The organism is Saccharopolyspora gloriosae (assembly GCF_014203325.1).
In the GTDB taxonomy this organism is placed as follows: Bacteria; Actinomycetota; Actinomycetes; order Mycobacteriales; family Pseudonocardiaceae; genus Saccharopolyspora_C; species Saccharopolyspora_C gloriosae.
On the sequence record NZ_JACHIV010000001.1, the window covers coordinates 1,856,652 to 1,874,678 of the forward strand.

At 71.4% G+C, this 18,027-nt stretch carries 15 protein-coding genes; 7 read left to right on the forward strand and 8 right to left on the reverse strand.

Annotated features, from left to right (window positions below; genetic code table 11):
- Positions 1-24 precede the first annotated feature (24 nt).
- The gene (locus BJ969_RS08470; RefSeq protein ID WP_184478263.1) at positions 25-1,428 is read left to right on the forward strand and encodes an ATP-binding protein; all 1,404 of its coding nucleotides are present in this window, start codon (positions 25-27) and stop codon (positions 1,426-1,428) included.
- A 60-nt stretch (positions 1,429-1,488) separates the two neighbouring features.
- Positions 1,489-3,450: a vWA domain-containing protein gene (locus BJ969_RS08475; protein ID WP_184478264.1), complete on the forward strand. Its 1,962-nt coding sequence runs from the start codon at positions 1,489-1,491 to the stop codon at positions 3,448-3,450.
- Positions 3,451-3,953: 503 nt separating this feature from the next.
- Here the strand turns inward: BJ969_RS08475 and BJ969_RS08480 are convergent.
- The 5 genes from BJ969_RS08480 to BJ969_RS08500 all read right to left on the reverse strand — a co-directional run bounded on the left by BJ969_RS08480 (position 3,954) and on the right by BJ969_RS08500 (position 9,629).
- Positions 3,954-4,625 (reverse strand): HAD family hydrolase, encoded by a 672-nt coding sequence (locus BJ969_RS08480; RefSeq protein WP_184478265.1) that lies wholly within the window; start codon positions 4,623-4,625, stop codon positions 3,954-3,956.
- A gap of 431 nt (positions 4,626-5,056) precedes the next feature.
- Positions 5,057-6,649, reverse strand: a complete 1,593-nt coding sequence (locus BJ969_RS08485; protein ID WP_184478266.1) for a DUF2637 domain-containing protein — start codon at positions 6,647-6,649, stop codon at positions 5,057-5,059.
- A 167-nt stretch (positions 6,650-6,816) separates the two neighbouring features.
- Complete coding sequence (locus tag BJ969_RS08490) at positions 6,817-7,707, reverse strand: glycine betaine ABC transporter substrate-binding protein (RefSeq protein ID WP_184478267.1); 891 nt, start codon at positions 7,705-7,707, stop codon at positions 6,817-6,819.
- Between the two features lie 25 nt (positions 7,708-7,732).
- Positions 7,733-8,602, reverse strand: a complete 870-nt coding sequence (locus BJ969_RS08495; RefSeq protein ID WP_184478268.1) for an ABC transporter permease — start codon at positions 8,600-8,602, stop codon at positions 7,733-7,735.
- On the reverse strand, positions 8,595-9,629 hold the full coding sequence (locus BJ969_RS08500; RefSeq protein WP_221315749.1) for a quaternary amine ABC transporter ATP-binding protein: 1,035 nt from the start codon (positions 9,627-9,629) through the stop codon (positions 8,595-8,597). The genes BJ969_RS08495 and BJ969_RS08500 overlap by 8 nt, the downstream gene beginning before the upstream one ends.
- A gap of 388 nt (positions 9,630-10,017) precedes the next feature.
- Between BJ969_RS08500 and mshC the strand changes: the two genes are divergently transcribed.
- Positions 10,018-11,253: a cysteine--1-D-myo-inosityl 2-amino-2-deoxy-alpha-D-glucopyranoside ligase gene (gene mshC / locus BJ969_RS08505; RefSeq protein WP_184478269.1), complete on the forward strand. Its 1,236-nt coding sequence runs from the start codon at positions 10,018-10,020 to the stop codon at positions 11,251-11,253.
- A gap of 74 nt (positions 11,254-11,327) precedes the next feature.
- On the opposite strand, the gene BJ969_RS08510 is transcribed toward mshC, so the two are convergent.
- Entirely contained in the window at positions 11,328-12,167 is an 840-nt protein-coding gene (locus BJ969_RS08510; RefSeq protein WP_343071700.1) for a PAC2 family protein, read from the reverse strand.
- A gap of 264 nt (positions 12,168-12,431) precedes the next feature.
- Here BJ969_RS08510 and BJ969_RS08515 point away from each other — a divergent pair, with 264 nt between their 5' ends.
- The 3 genes from BJ969_RS08515 (at position 12,432) to BJ969_RS08525 (ending at position 14,523) form a co-directional block, all read left to right on the forward strand.
- Complete coding sequence (locus BJ969_RS08515) at positions 12,432-13,112, forward strand: HAD family hydrolase (protein ID WP_184478270.1); 681 nt, start codon at positions 12,432-12,434, stop codon at positions 13,110-13,112.
- Positions 13,113-13,167: 55 nt separating this feature from the next.
- Positions 13,168-13,431: a phosphoribosyl-ATP diphosphatase gene (locus BJ969_RS08520; RefSeq protein WP_266093183.1), complete on the forward strand. Its 264-nt coding sequence runs from the start codon at positions 13,168-13,170 to the stop codon at positions 13,429-13,431.
- Positions 13,432-13,674: 243 nt separating this feature from the next.
- On the forward strand, positions 13,675-14,523 hold the full coding sequence (locus BJ969_RS08525) for a VOC family protein (RefSeq protein WP_184478272.1): 849 nt from the start codon (positions 13,675-13,677) through the stop codon (positions 14,521-14,523).
- Between the two features lie 384 nt (positions 14,524-14,907).
- Here the strand turns inward: BJ969_RS08525 and BJ969_RS08530 are convergent, their stop codons facing one another.
- A complete protein-coding gene (locus BJ969_RS08530) occupies positions 14,908-15,681 on the reverse strand; it encodes an acyl-CoA thioesterase domain-containing protein (protein WP_184478273.1) in 774 nt (257 codons plus the stop codon).
- Positions 15,682-15,768: 87 nt separating this feature from the next.
- Positions 15,769-16,707, reverse strand: coding sequence for a RecB family exonuclease (locus BJ969_RS08535; RefSeq protein ID WP_184478274.1), 939 nt, complete (start codon positions 16,705-16,707; stop codon positions 15,769-15,771).
- Positions 16,708-16,795: 88 nt separating this feature from the next.
- Between BJ969_RS08535 and BJ969_RS08540 the strand changes: the two genes are divergently transcribed.
- Positions 16,796-17,938, forward strand: coding sequence for a site-2 protease family protein (locus tag BJ969_RS08540; RefSeq protein WP_184478275.1), 1,143 nt, complete (start codon positions 16,796-16,798; stop codon positions 17,936-17,938).
- Positions 17,939-18,027 lie beyond the last annotated feature (89 nt).

Sequence of the window (18,027 nt, forward strand, 5' to 3'; positions counted from 1 at the left end):
TGGGGAGCGAGTAGCGTCGAACGGGTGACGAACTCTCGGACCCCACCTCCCGGATTGCCCAGCACGGCGGGCGAGCTGCGCGTCAGCGGATACCTGCCGTACGGCGTGAAGGTCGAGGTGCGCCGCAACCTGCTGACCGCGCTGCGCTCCGGGAATCCCTTGTGGTCGGGCATCGTCGGCTTCGAGCGCACCGTGCTGCCGCAGCTGGAGCGCGCTTTGATCGCCGGCCACGACGTGGTGCTGCTCGGCGAGCGCGGGCAGGGCAAGACCCGCCTGCTGCGCGGGTTGACCGCGCTGCTCGACGAGTGGACGCCGGTGATCCCCGGCTCCGAACTGGACGAACACCCGCTGGAACCGATCACGCCGAGCTCGCTGCGCCGCGCGGCCGAGGAGGGCGACGCGCTGCCCGTCGCGTGGCGGCACCGCAACGACCGCTACGTGGAGAAGCTGGCGACGCCGGACACCGCGGTCGGCGACCTCATCGGCGACGTCGACCCGGTGAAGGTGGCCGAGGGCCGGTCGCTCGGCGACCCGGAGACCATCCACTTCGGACTGGTGCCGCGGGCGCACCGCGGCATCGTGACCATCAACGAGCTGCCCGACCTGGCCGAGCGGATCCAGGTGGCGCTGCTGAACGTGATGGAGGAGCGCGACGTCCAGGTCCGCGGCTACAGCCTGCGGCTGCCGCTGGACGTGCTGCTGGTCGCCACCGCCAACCCGGAGGACTACACCAACCGCGGGCGGATCATCACGCCGCTCAAGGACCGGTTCGGCGCGGAGATCCGCACGCACTACCCGTTCGACCTCGACGACGAGATCTCGTTGATCCGGCAGGAGGCCCTGCTGGAGGCCGAGGTGGGCGATCACCTGCTGGAGGTGCTGGCGAGGTTCGTGGGGCACCTGCGGGAGTCCTCGGCGGTGGACCAGCGCTCCGGGGTCTCGGCGCGGTTCGCCATCGCCGCGGCGGAGACCGTGTCGGCGGCGGCCGTGCACCGCGCGGCGCTTACCGGCGAGGACCCGGCGGTGGCGCGACCGGTGGACCTGGACGCGGTGCCCGCGGTGCTGCGCGGCAAGCTGGAGTTCGAGGCGGGCGAGGAGGGCAGGGAGGACGAGGTCCTCGGCTACCTGCTGCGCCGCTCGGTCGCCGACACGGCGCGCGGCCTGTTCGCCGGGCTGGACCTGCATTCGCTCGTCGACGCCGTCACCGGCGGTCACCAGGTCGCGACGGGCGAGCGCATCGCGGGTTCCGACGTGCTCACCGCGCTGCCGGAACTGCCGGTGCTGCACCAGGTCGCCGAGCGGCTCGACGTGCGCGCCGGTGACCCGCCGGGCCGCATCGCGAGCGCCGTGGAGCTGGCGCTGGAATCCCTGTACCTGGCGAAGAAGCTCGCCAAGGACACCGACGAACAGCGATCGGTGTACGGCTGATGACCGCTTGCGGACTCGATCCCGCCACTCCGTCGCGCAGATGATCCCGGAAGGACGCTGATGACCGGCCGCGCTCGCCGCTACCAGTACGGTGCCTGGCACGGCGGCTCCGATCCGCTGGAGCCGCCGGTGGACCTGCGTTCCGCGCTGGACCAGATCGGCCGGGACGTGATGGAGGGCGCCTCGCCGCGCTCGGCCTTGGAGGAGCTGCTGCGCACCGGCACGCGCGGCACCAGCGGTCTCGACGAGCTCACCCGCCGCTTGTGGCAGCGCCGCAGCGAGCTGCAGCGCAGGCACAACCTGGACGGCACGGTGCAGGAGGTGCGCAGGCTGCTGGACCGCGCCCTCGACCAGGAGCGGCAGGCGCTGGCGGCGGAGGACGGCGAGGACGCCCGGTTCCGCGAGCTGCAGCTGAGCGCGCTGCCCCCGGACGCGGGCGGTTCGGTGCGCGAGCTCGCCGAGTACGACTGGCGGTCGGGCGAGGCACGGGAGACGTTCGACGAGATCCAGCGGATGCTGGGCGGCGAACTCCTGGAGCAGCGCTTCGCGGGCATGAAGGACGCGTTGCGCGAGACCACTCCGGAGGACGTCGAGCGGGTGCGCGCGATGCTCGCCGACCTCTCCGAGCTGCTGGCCGCGCACGCCCGCGGCGACGCGGACGTGCCGCGCCGGTTCGACGAGTTCATGGCCGAGCACGGCGAGTTCTTCCCGGAGAACCCGCGCGACGTCGACGAGTTGATCGACGCGCTGGCGGCCCGGTCGGCCGCCGCGCAGCGGATGCTGAACTCGATGAGCGAGCAGCAGCGCGCCGAACTGGCGGAGCTCTCGCAACAGGCGTTCGGCGACCCCCGCATCGGCGAGGCGCTCAGCCGGATGGACCAGCAGCTGCGGTCGCTGCGGCCCGGCGAGGACTGGTCGGGCCGCGGCCGGTTCCGCGGTGATCAGCCGATGGGCCTGGCGGAGGCGACGGAGGCGATGGCCGAGCTCGGTGAGCTGGAGCAGCTCGCCGAGCAGCTGGGCCAGTCATATCCGGGTGCGAGCCTGCAAGACATCGACCTGGAGGCGTTGGAGCGGCAGCTCGGCGAGCGGGCCGTGGTGGACGCGCAGCGGCTCGCCGACATCGAGAAACAACTGCGGCAGCAGGGCCTGCTGCAACGCGGTGCCGACGGGAACCTCCAGCTGAGCCCGCGGGCGATGCGCAGGCTGGGGGAGACCGCGCTGCAGTCCGTGATCTCCCAGCTGCGTTCTCGCAAAGGCGAACGCGACACCGACCGGGCGGGCGCCGCAGGGGAGCTGACCGGCACGACCCGGCCCTGGGCGTACGGCGACACCGAACCGTGGGACGCGGGCCGCACGGTGCGCAACGCGGTGCTGCGGCGAGCGGCGGGCGGCCCGTCGGCGCCCCGGCTGGACATCGAGGACCTGGAGGTCGCTGAGACCGAGCAGCGCTCCCGCGCGGCCGTGGCGCTGTGCGTGGACACCTCCTGGTCGATGGTGCAGGACGGCCGCTGGGTACCGATGAAGCGCACCGCGCTGGCGCTGCACCACCTGGTGGCCACCCGCTACCGCTCGGACGCGTTGCAGCTGGTCACCTTCGGGCGCCACGCGTCCACCGTGGACGTCGGCGAGCTGGCGGCGCTGGAGGGAACCTGGGAGCAGGGCACCAATCTGCACCACGCGCTGCTGCTGGCGGGGCGCCACGTGCGGCGGCACCCGGATGCACAGCCGGTGGTGCTCGTCGTCACCGACGGCGAACCGACGGCGCACCTGGAAACCGACGGCGAAGCGGTGTTCCAGTACCCGCCGACCCCGCGCACCCTCGGCGTCACGCTGTCCGAAGTGGACTCGCTGCACCGGCTGGGCGCCACCCTGAGCGTGTTCATGCTCGGCGACGATCCGCGCCTGGAGGCGTTCGTCGACATCGTCGCCCGCCGCGGCGGCGGCCGAGTCGTCGCCCCCAGCGCCGACGGCCTCGGCGCCGCAGTCGTCGGCGACTACCTCCGCACCAAACGCCGCCGGTGACGTCCGGGCGAGAGCCCAGGTCTTCGACGGATCGAGGCGGGCGCGGAATCCGGTCCGCGTTGCCGGGGGCCATGTCGATCCGGCTGAACCAGCCGGCGTTCGCGCGGGCGTGTGACCACCGTTTCTGGGCCGTGGCTTCGGGCGGTTCCGGCCCCGGCGAATTCGAGCTGTCGAAGCCGGTCGAGAAGTAGAGATCGTGGATGAATCCCGGTGCGCCTTCGAACTGAAAGAAGATGCCGGAGCCGTCGCGAACCGATGCCGGGGCGACGTTGTCGAAGAAGCAGGAATTCCCCGCAGCGGGCACCGGCGACTTCGCGTCCCGGTGACCAGCAACCGGCCACCACCGGTGGAGGCATTCGGTCGAATCAGGGTCGTATCGGTAGCGTCGCGTCGTTTCTTGTGCGGGTGTTGCGGCGGTCCGCCCTCCGAGCGATTTCCTCAGCGGTCCGCGATGAGGTTTTCCTGCGTTGGGCCACCGAGTCGCTCGTATTCCGAACGACGGTTCATCCGGACAGCAGTGCGTTCGCGCGTTCCACGGCGGCGGACAGGGTGGTGGTGATGGGGACGTCCCGGCCGGTGAAGTGGTCCAGGGCGTGCAGGGCCGTCGGGCCGGAGTGGTAGATGACGCAGTGGGCGCCGACGGCCGCGGCGGTCTCGGTGTCGTCGACGGTGTCGCCGATGAGCACGACCTCGCGGGGATCGGGGGAGCCCAGTGCCGCCAAGTGGCGTTCGATGTGCGCGGCCTTGGTGTCGGGGGCGGCTCCGGTTCGTCCCTGGACGTGGCGGAAGGAGCTCTCGATCCCGGCTCTCCGCACCGCGGGCAGCAGCACGTCGTGCGGGCACATCGACAGCAGCGACTGCGTGCCGCCCGCGCCCGTCCACGCGGCGAGGGTGAAGCGGGCGTCCTCGGCGAGCGGCACGTGCGGTAGCGCGAGGTCGTAGCACTCGTCGAACTTCCGCAGCACCGCCGCCAGTTCGTCGGGGGAGAGGGCGCGGCCCGCGAGCCGGTCGCAGAACGCCGAGATGGGCCGGGTGAAGTGCCGCTGGTGGTCCTCGCGGGTCACCCGGTGCCCGGCGTCGGCGAAGGCCGCCGCGACGGAATCGATCACGACCTGTCCGTCGTCGAGCAGCGTGCCGTTCCAGTCCCACACGATGTGCCCGCTGAACTCCGCCATCGGCGCTCCCCTCGAACCGTCGTACCGGTTCCGAGCCGCCGCGCGGGGAGCGACCATCCGCCTTGCCGCGGAACGGTTCGGATCCAGCACCGACCCTGCCCGTCGAGAGCTCGTCATGATCTCGGACCGAGGCGTGTCATCCGGCTGCGATCCGAAGATCACCCGAGCAGAGCACCGACGGCCACAGCGAGTGCGCAGCACGCCGGCGAGCGGCAGGAATCCGGTCGCGCGAACGGGAATCAGGCAGTGCTCGACGACCCGGCACCGTCCTGCCCGCGGTGAAATCGCTGCGCGGCGAACCCCTCAGCGTGGCGGCCGTCGGCGAGTTCTCAGCGGTTCCCCGCAAGGATGGCGATGCCCGGCGGCGGAGCCACCCGGAGATCGGTCTCGTGGCGAGAGGTTCCGCTACCGGGCCACCTCGCGGAAACGGGTCAGCTCTTCGCTGCACCGACCAGGTCGGCCGGGTCCTGGGCCTGTTCCTGGGCCATGGACTTGCGGACCGCGTTGATCTGGCGGCGGCCCCAGCTCTCGGACAGGCCGTAGCGCCTGCCGAGCTCGGCGGGTTTGACCGGCTGGTCGGCTTCGACGGACTTGCGGTAGTCGGCGCGGGCCGCGGAGCGCTTTTCCCGGTCGCTCATCGGGCCGTCGGGAACCGGTGCCAGGGTCAGCGTCTGCTCGGAGTCGCTGACGGCGTCCTTGGCGGCGCGCTTGTCCGCCTCGCCGCCGGTCCGGGAGTTCGCGGCCTTCGCCGCGGTCTCGTCCTTCGCGGGAGCCTCCGGCTCGGACGAGGTGTTCGCCTTCGCGGCGGTCCCGTCCTCGGACGGAGCGGACTTCGCGTCGGCAGCGAACTTGGGCAGCTCGAGCGTCACGGTCGCCTCGTCCGCACCGTGCGCGGTGGTCCGGGCGTTCTTGCCGCCCTTGGCGGCTTTCGCCCCCGAACTCTTCGCGGTGCTCTTCGCGGCGACCGGTGCGGTGGCCGGTTCGTCCGGCTCGGACGCCGTCGCGGCGGACTCGGTCTCGGTCCGCGCGGTCTCGTCGCGGTCCGCGTCAGCGGTGTCCTCAGTGGACGCACCGGTTCGGGCGGACACGGTACTGGTCGCGGTGGCGGCGGCGCTGGCTCCGACCTTCTCGCGCACGGGACGCGGGACGGACTCGGTCTTCGGTTCCTCGGCGGGAGCCGCGGCGGTGGCGGCGGAAGCGGTCACCTCAGGGCCATCGGCGGGCCGGGACACGGCCGCCGTCGGCGCCGCGTCCTCGGCGCGGGGGCCGTTCGCGGCGGCGGTGCCCTCCGGTGCCTCCGGCCGAGCCGGGGCGGGGATGACGAGGTCCGCGTTGGCGCGCTCGTTGGCGTGCTGCTCCTCCTCGGCGCGGGCAGCGGCCTTGAGCGCGGCGGCGCGGCGGGTGCCGGGCGGGGCGAGCGTGCCGAGGCCGGCGATCTCCTCGACGGGGATGTCGATGACCTGCTTGCGGAACGCCTCGCTCGTGCTGCGGCGGTCCACCATCCAGCGCAGCACCAGCAGGCCCGGCCGCAGCCGGAAGCCGCGCATGCCGTGCTTGGCCTCGTAGTCCGCGCGCAGCTCCAGCAGCACCACGTCGAACACCGCGACGGCCGCGATGGGCAGCCCGGCCGCGACGATCTGCGCCTCGTGGCTCGGCTGGTGGATCCAGTTGATCCAGGAGCTGACGCCGGTGAACGCCCACATCAGGATCCGGCCGCGCACCGCGGAGCGGCCGTTGATCGACGAGCGGTAGGTCATCAGCGTGCACGCGAACGCGGCGCCGTCGAAGGTGGCGGGCACCAGCCACGCCGACCAGTAGGTGAACCCGGCCATCGATTGCATGCCGTACTCGTGCAGGCCGACGAAGCTCGCGCCCCAGCCCATCACGGCGGCCATCGCGACGAAGATCAGTGCGGCGATGGACAGCGAACGGCTGCCCCGATCGCTCGATGCGCCGGGATACCCGTCCGCGCTCATTTCCGGGCTGCTGATCGGGCGCTCGCTGCTCTTGGCGGCGTCATGCACGGGGGTTCCTCCAGGTTCGCGTGACAGCACGCTCGGCAGTGCCGGATAGTAACTTGACCATCACCTGGACGAATGACCGGCCGGTGTTTCTGTGCTAGGAACCGGCCCGGTATGGATGCATTGTGCAATTTCGACCATCCAATTGCGACGGTCCGTGCACGATGTGATCACCTTCCGGGAGCGAAACTCGCGATCACCTCCGGATGGGCATCGGCCCACCTGGCGGCCGCGGCCTCCTCCTGGCCCTTGGGTGCGCTGTTGATGTCGTTCTCCAACGACGCCAACTGCCGATCGTCGAGCCGGAACTCGTGCACCATTCCGGTCACATCGGGGAAGTCCGCGCTGAATCCTTTCCGCCCGACCGCGTGGATCTGTTCGGCCTGCCCCATCGCGCCCCGCGGATCCTGCAAATCCTTGATCGGATACTTCGCGTAGGCCCAATGCGGATGCCACAGCGTCACCACGATCGGCGAGCGCGCGTTGATCGACCGCTCCAGCGAGGCGAGCATCGCCGTGGTCGAGGACGTCTGCAACGCGTACTGACCGGTCAAGCCGTACTGCGGGATCATCTGATCGCGCGTCACCCGGCTGAGGCCCGCTCCCGGATCGATGCCGGTGATGGTGCCGTTGAACTCGGCCGCCCGCCCGCGCAGGTCCTCGATCGAGTTCACGTCGGTCAAGTAGGTCGGCACCGCGATGTTCAACGTGGCCTGGTCGTACCAGACGCCCAGGTCCTCCAGGCGATCGTGGTACTGCGCCCAGTAATCGGCGTGGGTCTGCGGCAGCCACGCGTCCATGAACAGGTCGATGTTGCCCTGCGCCAGCCCGGCGTAGGTCGGTCCGGCCTCCAGCTCCGTGAGCTGGACCTGGTAGCCCTGGCGTTGCAGCAGCACCTTGTAGAGGTTGCTGACCGCGATCGCCTCGTCCCACGCGATGTAGCCGATGGTGATCTTCTTGGTCTGCTGCCCGGTCTCCGGTTGCCTGCCGCCGCACCCGGCGGCGAGCAGCACCAGCGCCGCCAGCAGCGCGACGCAGGCGACCCACCGCGATCTCCGCATGGCACTTCCCCTTCCTGCGTGGACCTCACCCGGCGGGCGCGGTCGTGCGCGCCGCGCGGGACACGGGTGAGCGGTCGGCCAGCACGGCCGTGCTGCGATCCAGGTAGACGGCGAGGATCACCACGGCCACCCCGGCTTCGAAGCCCGCGCCCAGCTGCACGCGGGTGACGGCGGTGTAGACCTCGGTGCCCAGCCCTTCGGCGCCGACCATGCCCGCGATGACCACCATGGACAGCGACAGCATGATCACCTGGTTGATCCCGGCCATGATCGACGGCAGGGCCAGCGGCAGCTGGATGCCGGTGAGGATGCGCCGCGGCGGCGCCCCGAACGCGGCACCGGCCTCCACCACCTCGCCGTCGACCTGGCGGATGCCGAGCTCGGTGAGCCGCACCCCCGGCGGCAGCGCGAAGATCACCGTGGCGATCACGCCCGGCACCGCGCCGATGTTGAAGAAGAAGATGACCGGGATCAGGTACACGAACGCGGGCATCGTCTGCATCAGGTCCAGCACCGGGCGCACCACCCTGCTCACCGTGCGGTTCCGGGCGGCCAGGATTCCCAGCGGGACCGCCGCCGCGATCGCGATGACGCTGGCCACCAGCACCAGCGACAAGGTCTGCATCGCGGGCGGGAACTCCCGCATGCTCACCACCAGGCCGAACCCGATGATCGTGAACAGCGCGAAGCGCCATCCCCGCAGCCACCAGGCGAACGCGGTCAGCACCAGCACCAGCGCCCACGACGGCGGCCACAGCAGCACCGCCGTCAGCCCGTCCACCGCCGAGCGCACCACCAGGTCCACGAAGTCGAAGAACGGGCCGATGGTGTCGTTGAGCCAGTTCACCAGCGCCTGGAACCAGTCGCCGAGCGGGATGCGCGGGAACTCAGCCATCACCGGCCTCCGTCCGTCCGCCGTCGCCCAGCGCGCGCAGCACCGCCGACGGCCCCACCGTCCCGATCACCCGTCCCTCCGCGTCGACCACCGGCAGTCCGGCGGTCTCGGCGACGCGGCCGAACAACTCGTGCAGCGGGGTCTGCGCGGGAACGGCGTCGGCGGCCTGCCGGTCCGGATCCGCTGAGCGCTCGGCGATGGCTCCCGCCGTCAGCACCCGGCCGCGGTCCACGTCGCGCACGAACCGCGCCACGTAGGAGTCGGCGGGGCGGCGCAAGATCTCCGATGCGGTGCCGAGCTGCACGATGCGGCCCGCGCGCATCACCGCGATCCGGTCGCCCAGCCGCATCGCCTCGTTGAGGTCGTGGGTGATGAACACGATCGTCTTGCCCAGCTCGGCCTGCAGCTGCACCAGCTGGTCCTGCATGTCCCGCTTGATCAGCGGGTCCAGCGCGCTGAACGCCTCGTCCATCAGCAGCACGTCGGTGCCCGCCGCGAGCGCCCTGGCCAGGCCCACCCGCTGGCGCATGCCGCCGGAGAGCTGCTGCGGGAACCGCTGCTCCCACCCGGTCAGGCCCACCATCCGCAACGCCTCGTCGGCTCGCTCCCGGGCTCGTGCCGGTGCGGCGCCCTGGATGCGGGGGCCGTACTCGACGTTGTCCCGCACGGTGCGGTGCGGCAGCAGCGCGAAGTGCTGGAACACCATGCTCATCGTGCGCTGCCGCAGCTCGCGCAGCGCCCTGCCGGTGAGCGCGGTGACGTCCTCCTCGTCGACGTACACCCGGCCCTCGGTGGGGGCGAGCAGGCCGTTGAGCATCCGGATCAGCGTCGACTTGCCGGAACCGGACAGGCCCATCACCACGAAGATCTCACCGGGCTCGACGGTGAACGAGGCGTCCAGCACGGCGACCGTGGCTCCCTCGGCGCGCAGCCGGTCCCCTTCGACGCCCGCCCGCGACCGGCGCAGCGCGTCCGCCGGGTGCGCTCCGAAGACCTTGCAGAGCCCGTCCACTCGTACCGATGTCAACGCCTCGCCCCCCGTGCGCAGGCCCGGCGCGTCCGGATGGGTCGGTGGAAAGCCGCGCGGCCCTCGGGCGTACGCCGAGGCGGAATGTTCCCGTGCGCCCGAGCATACGTCCGGCGCGGACCGTTCTCGCCATTGTCAAAGTTCCTGGTCGGACGATCCGGACGGTCTGTGACGTGCGATGACGATTCGATCGGAAAAGCCGGTGCGCGATGCGGCGAAAGCCGGAAGGAATGCGCGAGAACCCACCGCTGATCGCCGGAATCAGAATTCCCGCCGTCCGCGTCGCGGCCGTGCGGTTCTCGGTGTCCCCGGCAGCCCGGTCCGCGCCGCTTCTCACGATGTGTAACAGGGCGGCATCGTGTCGGACGGGACGTTTAAGGTCGAGTGCATGCAAACCTGGTCGTCGGTCCCCGTGCCCCAGGTGCCGGGCACACCCCGTCCCCTCCGGCTCTTCGACACCGCCACCGGTGAGGTTCGGCCCACCGCTCCCGGTCCGGTGGCGCGGATGTACGTCTGCGGCATCACCCCGTACGACGCGACGCACCTCGGTCACGCCGCCACCTACCTGGCGTTCGACCTGGTGCACCGCCTGTGGCTCGACAACGGGCACGAAGTGCACTACGTGCAGAACGTCACCGACATCGACGACCCGCTGCTCGAACGCGCCGACCGGGACAACGAGGACTGGATGGTCCTGGGCATGCGCGAGACCGCGCTGTTCCGCGAGGACATGACCGCGCTGCGCGTGCTGCCGCCGCAGGACTTCATCGGCGCCGTCGAAGCGATGCCGGAGATCGTCGAGGCAGTCGGCAAGCTGCTCGCCTCCGGCGCGGCCTACCGGGTCGACGACGAGTACCCCGACATCTACTACCGGCACGGCACCACCGGCCGGTTCGGCTACGAGTCGAACTACGGCGCCGAGGACATGCTGCACTTCTTCGCCGAACGCGGCGGTGACCCCGACCGCGCGGGCAAGGAGCACCCGCTGGACGCGCTGCTGTGGCGAGTGGCCCGGCCCGGCGAACCGTCCTGGGAGTCCGAGCTCGGGCCCGGCAGGCCCGGCTGGCACCTCGAATGTTCGGTGATCGCGCTCAACCGGCTGCGGATGACCTTCGACGTGCAGGGCGGCGGCTCCGACCTGGCCTTCCCGCACCACGAGTACAGCGCCGCGCACGCCGAGGCGCTGACCGGCGAGACCCCCTTCGCGCGGCACTACTGCCACGCGGGCATGGTCGGCCTCGACGGCGAGAAGATGTCCAAGTCCAAGGGAAACCTGGTGTTCGTGTCGCGGCTGCGCGGCGACCGGGTGGACTCGATGGCGGTGCGGCTCGCGCTGCTCGACGCGCACTACCGCACCGACCGCTCCTGGACGGCGGAGGCGCTCACCGCCGGAACGGCCCGGCTGGCGCGCTGGCGCGAAGCCGCCGCCCTCACCTCGGGCCCCGCGGCGGCGACGGCGATCGCCGGGCTCCGCGACCGGCTCGCCGACGACCTCGACAGCCAGGGAGCCCTGCGCGCCGTGGACGCCTGGGCGGATGAGGCCCTCGGCCAGGGCGGCACCGACGAATCGGCTCCCGGCGAGATCCGGGCCGCCGTCGACGCGCTGCTGGGCGTGCAGCTGTGACCGGCTGAGGCCGAACGTGGAAACGCCCTCCGAGCGCTCGGCTCGGAGGGCGTTCTCGCGTCAGGGAGGACTCTTCAGCCCGGCCCCGGGCCCAGCGGGCCCTTGCCGCCCGGACCGCGGCGGCGCAGGTAGCGCTCGAACTCCGCGGCGATCGCGTCACCGCTGGTCTCGGTGAGCGTCACCTCGGCGTCGCCGCGTTCCTCCAGCGCACGCACGTAGTTGCGGACGTCCTCGTCCTCCTCGGCCATCTCGCTGACCGTGGTCTCCCACTCCTCGGCCTGGTCCGGCAGGTTGCCCAGCGGCACCTCCAGGTCCAGCGCGTCCTCCACCCGGTGCAGCAGCGCCAGCGTGGCCTTCGGCGACGGGGGCTGCGACACGTAGTGCGGTACGGCGGCCCAGAACGAGATCGCCGGGATGCCCGAGCGCACGCACGAGTCCTGGAAGATGCCCACGATGCCCGTCGGTCCCTCGTAGGTGGACCGCTCCAGCCCGTAGCGGGTCGCGGAGTCCTCGTCGTAGGCCGTTCCGGTCACCGGGACCGGGCGGGTGTGCGGCGAGTCCGCCAGCAGCGCGCCCAGCGACACCACGGTGCGCACCCCGGCCTGGTTCAGGTGTTCGAGCAGTTCCGCGCAGAACGCGTTCCACCGCATGTTCGGCTCTATTCCGTGCACCAGCACCACGTCGTGCTCGGCACCCGGCGGGCGGCACACCGACAGGCGCGTCGTCGGCCAGCTCACCTTGCGGGTCACGCCGTCCACCAGCTTCACGGTCGGACGCGAGACCTGGAAGTCGTAGTACGGATCCGGGTCGATCTCAGCCAGCGGAGAGGCGTCCCAGGTGAGTTCGAGGTGCTCGATCGCGGAGCTTGCGGCGTCACCCGCATCGTTCCAACCTTCGAAACCGATCACGGCGATCGGAGCGGTCGGCCCGGCGGGTTTCCCTTCGGTCGATGTCCGTTCGGTCGGATTCCCCTCGGTCCGGTCCACCTGGTCTGCGGAGCGTGGTTCGCGATCGTTCACCGCGTCAGCCTACGACCTATGGGCGACGTGAGCGCCCGACATCCCGGAAGGGATCCGAACCCGCAGGGGAGGGATCGGCCACGTTCGCTGTGACCGGCCCGTGCCCCTTTGCTGTACTGGGAGGCGTGGGACAGAGGAACATGCCGAGACCGGGGCGCGATGACTGACGCCCGCCCTGCCGCCGTCCTGTTCGACATGGACGGCACGCTGGTCGATTCCGAAAAGCTGTGGACGATCTCGCTGAGCGACTACGCGACGCACCGCGGCGGTGAGCTCAGCATCGCCACCCGCGAAGCCATGGTCGGCTCCAACATGAGCACCAGCATGCGGATGCTGCTGGCCGACCTGGACCTCGTCGCGGACGCGGGGGCCGTCGCCGAAGCCGCCGACTGGGTGGAGGCGCGCAGCACCGAACTGTTCCGGCAGGGCCTGCCCTGGCGGCCCGGCGCCCGCGAGGCGCTGGCCGGCGTGCGTTCGCTGGGCATCCCGGCGGCCCTGGTCACCTCGACGATCCGGTCGCTGGCCGAGATCGCGCTCGACACCCTCGGCCGGGATTCCTTCGACGTCACCGTCTGCGGCGACGAGGTGGACGGCCGCAACAAGCCCGACCCCGAGCCGTACCTGCGGGCGGCCCGGCTGCTCGACGTCGACCCGCGGCGGTGCGTCGCCGTGGAGGACTCGCCGACCGGGGTGGCCGCCGCCGTCGCCGCGGGCTGCACCGTGGTCGCGGTCCCCTGCGAAGTCCCGCTCGAACCGGGGGAGCGGCGCGTGCTGCTGGAGAGCCTCGACGAGCTCGACGTGCGCTCGCTCGGCTCGTTGCTGCCCGGAGCGCTCGCGTGAACCGCGCCGGGACCCCCGTCGGGTCCCGGTCCGCCGGATGCAAGGATCGAACCCCGTGAAGACCTTCGACGAGCTGTTCAGCGAGCTCCAGGAACGCGCCCGAACCCGGCCCGAAGGGTCCGCGACCGTGGCCGCGCTCGACGCCGGCGTGCACGCCCAGGGCAAGAAGGTCATCGAAGAGGCCGGCGAGGTGTGGCTGGCCGCCGAGCACGAGTCGGACGAGGCGCTGGCCGAGGAGATCTCCCAGCTGCTGTACCGGCTCCAGGTGATCATGCTCGCCCGCGGCCTGAACCCCGAGGACGTGTACCGCTACCTCTGAGCCCGTGGGGCGTCCTGAGGATCGCGCTCGTCCGCTTCGGTTCCCGTGCGGCGCGACATCGCCGCCGTTGCCCGGTATCGCCACAACGCTTCCGCTGATTGCGCACGCGCCGTCCATTGTGGGTGATTTGCCCGTTTTTTCGACGTGGTCCGACGGGTGAATCCGCGTTCGGAGGGATTGGGTCCGGCGATCACTCGGTCATAATGGGAGTGATCTTGAAGCGATGAGGTGGGGGTGAAGGACATGGCCGTCGTGCAGCCGGGAGAGGCCGCTCCTCGGTGGGAACTGCTGGCCGGCATGCCGTGCTGGATCGAGCTGGCGACCACCGACGTGGAACAAGCCTGCGGGTTCTACGCCGAACTGTTCGGGTGGGAATACCAGACGCACCAGGACGACGAAGCCGGCGAGCACATCGTCGCCTCGCGGGACGGATTCCCCGTCGCCAGCATCCGCCGCGCCGCCGGAGACCACTCCTCGTGGCGGCTGTTCCTCGCCACCCAGGACGTCGACTCCGCCAGCGCCCAAGCCGTCGAAGACGGCGCCCAGATCACCGTGCCGCCCGCCGACGTGCCCGGACTCGGTCGCAAAACCGTGCTCGTAGGCCCCTCCGACGCCGAATTCGGGCTGCTCTCGCCCGCCGAATCCTGGCAGTTCGACGTGGGGCTGCCCGGCACCCTCATGTGGGCCGAACTGGTCACCATCAAAGCGCAGACCGCCGACAACTTCTTCCAAGGCATCTTCGGCTACACCGCTGAACAGTTCGGCGCGGAGAACCGCTCCAACTACGCCGTCTGGTACCTCGCGGGCGAATCAGTGCTCGCCAGGGTCAGCATGATCCGCGACTACATCACCCCCGACACCCGGCCGCACTGGCTGCTCTACCTCGGCGCCGACGCCGACGAAGGCATCGACGGACTCGTCCACCGGGCCATCGGGCTCGGCGCCCGCGTCCGCGTCGACCCATACGGCTCCAGCATCGGACGAGTCGCCGTGCTGCGAGACCCCACGGGGGCTCGGTTCGCCGTCGTCGACGACACCCAAGCCACAGACTGGTTCGACAGCGCAGCGAACTTCGATCCTTACGATGATTGATGGGCTCGTTTTGCTTGGGTGGTCGGGTGGCGGAACCTCAGTGAGCCTCTCGCTGCGGGATCTTTTTCCCGAGTGGCTCCGCCACGAGGGAAAAAGCTGTCCTCGCGAGAGACTCACTGAGAACCCGCGGGTGAGGGCCTTTGGACGTGGGCTATGTGCTTCGCACATACAGGCACGGCTTCGCCGCTAGGCAGGCTTGCTTCGCAGCCCAAGGCACGGCCTTCGGCCGCAAGGCAGGCGTGCTTCGCCGCCCCCTGCGCGGCTTCGCCGCAACGGCGCGGCCTTTGGCCGTAAGGCAGCCGTGGGGCCGTAAGGCAGGTTTGCTTCGCTGCCCGGAGGACGGCTTTGCCGTCTGTGGCAGGCCTTTGGTGGGTGTTGCTCTGGTTAGAGCGGGGTGACTAGGAGGGCTTGGGCTGAGCGGGCCGTTGAGCCCTGTTCGTCGTAGACGGTGCTCGCTGCTGTGCCTGCGCCGTCGGGGCCGAGGGTCGTCTCGGCGTCTACGCCGATCCATTCGCCGGTCGGTTCGCGGTGCAGGTGGACCGTGAGGTCCGTGTTCGCGAACGACCACTCCGACATGCTCGCCCGGCGGGACAGGCCGCTGGAGGAGTCGACGACCGCGAACAGCCGTTGCAGCGGGCTCGGCCGCTCCGACGCCAGCAGCGGGATCCGCTGCCGCGCCCACATCTGGGCGTGACCGGTCGTGCTCGGGCCCGCGCGCCACTCCATGGCCGCGGAATAGCCGCGGTCCCAGTCCTCGATGCCGGGCACCGCCGGCCACGACTCCGGATCGCCCAACGGCTCCCGCTGCCCACCCGCGACCGGGGAGCTGTCCCCGCGGACCATGCGCCACGCGCGAGCCGTGGCGCACACCCGCCCACCCGCCGCGAGCTCCGCCGAGATCAGCTGCACCGAGCGGCCCGGCCGCAGCACCTCGGCGCGCACGGTGAGCTCGTCCACCGGGACCGGGCCCAGCACGTCGACGCTCACCCGCCGGATCGCGGTGCCCTCGACGGGTTCGCAAAGCTCCAGTTCGCGCACCAGCAGCGCGGAGGCCGGACCGAGGTGCTGAGCCTTCTCCGACCACGGGCCCGCGGTGTGCGCGGTGGCGCGGAACCGGCCGTCGCCCAAGTCCTCGTAGAACGCGGCCTGCTCGTCCACGGTCTCCTCCTCTGCTCGGTGCCGAGGCACCGTCGAAACGTGCGCACCGCCGACCGCGTTCACCACGAGCGAACGCGGCGGGACGGCTCAGTCCGTGCGGTCCAGCACCGACTCCGGCCCGGGATCGGGTTCCGGCCAGCCGGGATACGGCGGAGGAGTGCCGCCGAACTCCGGGCAGTGCGCCTTGTGATCGCAGTAGTCGCACAACTTGCTCGGGTTCGGGCGGAAATCACCGGTCTTCCCGGCGCGCAGGATCGCCTGCCAGATCGCCTCCAGCGTCCGCTCGAAGCGCAGCAGCTCCGCCTCGTCCGGTGCGTACGCCAACGACTGCTTGTCCGACAAGTACATCAGCAGCAGCTGGCGGGGGATCTCGCCGCGGGTGCGCCACAGCACCAGGGCGTAGAACTTCATCTGGAACAGCGCCTTGGCCTCGCCGATCGCCCGCGGCGCCGCGCCCGTCTTGTAGTCGACCAACCGGATCTCACCGGTCGGCGCCACGTCCACCCGGTCGATGAAGCCGCGCAGCAGCAGCCCCGACTCCAGCTCGGTCTCCACCCGCAGCTCGCACGCCTCCGGCTCCAAGCGGCGCGGGTCCTCCAGCTCGAAGTACGAATCCAGCAACCGCCGCGCCGACTTCAGCCAGGTGCCCAGCTCCGGGTCCTCCGGCCCGTCGAACAACGCGCTCAGCTCGGGCTGCTCGGCCAGCAACTCCTGCCACGCCGGTTCCAACAGGTCGCGGGCGTGCTCGGCGTCGCGCTCCGCCGTCGGCAGCGCGAACATCCGCTCCAGAACCGAATGCACCACGGTCCCGCGCACCTGCGCGCGCGTCGGCGTCTCCGGGAGCCGGTCCACAGCGCGGAAGCGGTACAGCAGCGGGCACTGCTTGAAATCACCCGCGCGCGACGGTGACAACGCCGGTCGGCGCCTGCCCCCGGCGGGCAGGCTCGCTCCGTCCGAGCCGCTCGCGCCGTCGGCCACGGCGAGCTCGGAACTCGATCTGTCGCTGGTCCGGGCCGGTTCCACCATGCCCCGCACCCTAGAACAGGCCGCCGACAAGATCCGCACGCGTGGCGTATCACCGGTGGTTCACGCGGCCCGCTCTACCCTGTGGGCCATGCCCGCCAACACAGCTCGCGGCCGACCTGCTCCACCGGACAACGGCCTGCTGCTGTGCCGGGTGGCCGGCGTGCCCGTGCTGCTGTCCCCGTCGTGGTGGGTCGGGGCCGCGTTCATCGTGCTGCTCTACACCCCGTTGGTCACCCGTATCCTGCCCGACGTCAGCATCTGGACCGGCGCGTTCATCGCCGCGCTGTGCACGGTGCTGCTGGCCGCCTCGGTGCTGCTGCACGAGCTCGGGCACTGCGTCGTGGCGCTGCGGCTGGGGCTGCCGGTGCGCCGGGTGCGGTTGTTCCTGCTGGGCGGCATCTCCGAGATCAGCCGCACGCCCGCGACTCCCGCGCACGAAGGGATGATCGCCGCCGCCGGGCCCGCGGTCTCGGTGCTGCTGGCCGCGGTCACCGGGGCCGGCTGGTTCGCGCTCGAACCGGGCGGCGCGCTCTGGCTGCTCATCGCGCAGACCTGCGTGGCGAACCTCGCGGTGGCCGCGTTCAACCTGCTGCCGGGGCTGCCGCTGGACGGGGGCCGGATGCTGCGGTCGCTGCTGTGGGCCGCCACCGGGCGCAGGCACGCGGGCACCACCGCCGGCGTCGTCGGAGCGGGCCTCGTCGCCGCCGGGCTGCTCGTGTGGGCGCTGCTCGGGCTGCTGCACGACGTCGACGACCAGTGGCTGCGGCTGCTGGCCTGCGTGTTCATGGTGTGGTTCGTCATCGCGGGCGCCAGCGCCGAGCACACCGCCGAGCAGCGCCGGAGCCGTCCCGTGCGGGTCTCGCTCGCCGAGATCATGCGCCCCGTGCTGCAACTGCCCGCCGAGAGCCCCGTCGGGGACGCCCTGGTCGCCGCCGCGGGGAGGGGAGTGGTGCTGGTCCGCGCCGACGGCATCGCCGTGGGCCTGCTCGACCAGTCAGCCGCCGAACGCCTCGCCACCAGCTCGCCCCAGGACCCCGCCGAACACGCGGCCGAACCGGTCGGTCCGGACACCATCCTGCTCGAGGGCGAGCCGGGCGAGGCCGTGCTGGAACGGGTGCGTACCGTACTGGCCTGGCAGTTCCTCGTCATCGACACCGACGGCAGGCCCTGCGGGGTGCTGCGCCGGGAGGACCTGCGCAGCGCGCTCAGATCCCGCGACCGCGAACGGTGAGCACGGGCGAGGGGCCGCCGGGCCTTCTGCGACGATGGTCCGCCGTACCCGCCGAGCCGCGGTCCTGCCACGCACTCCTGTGACGTTCG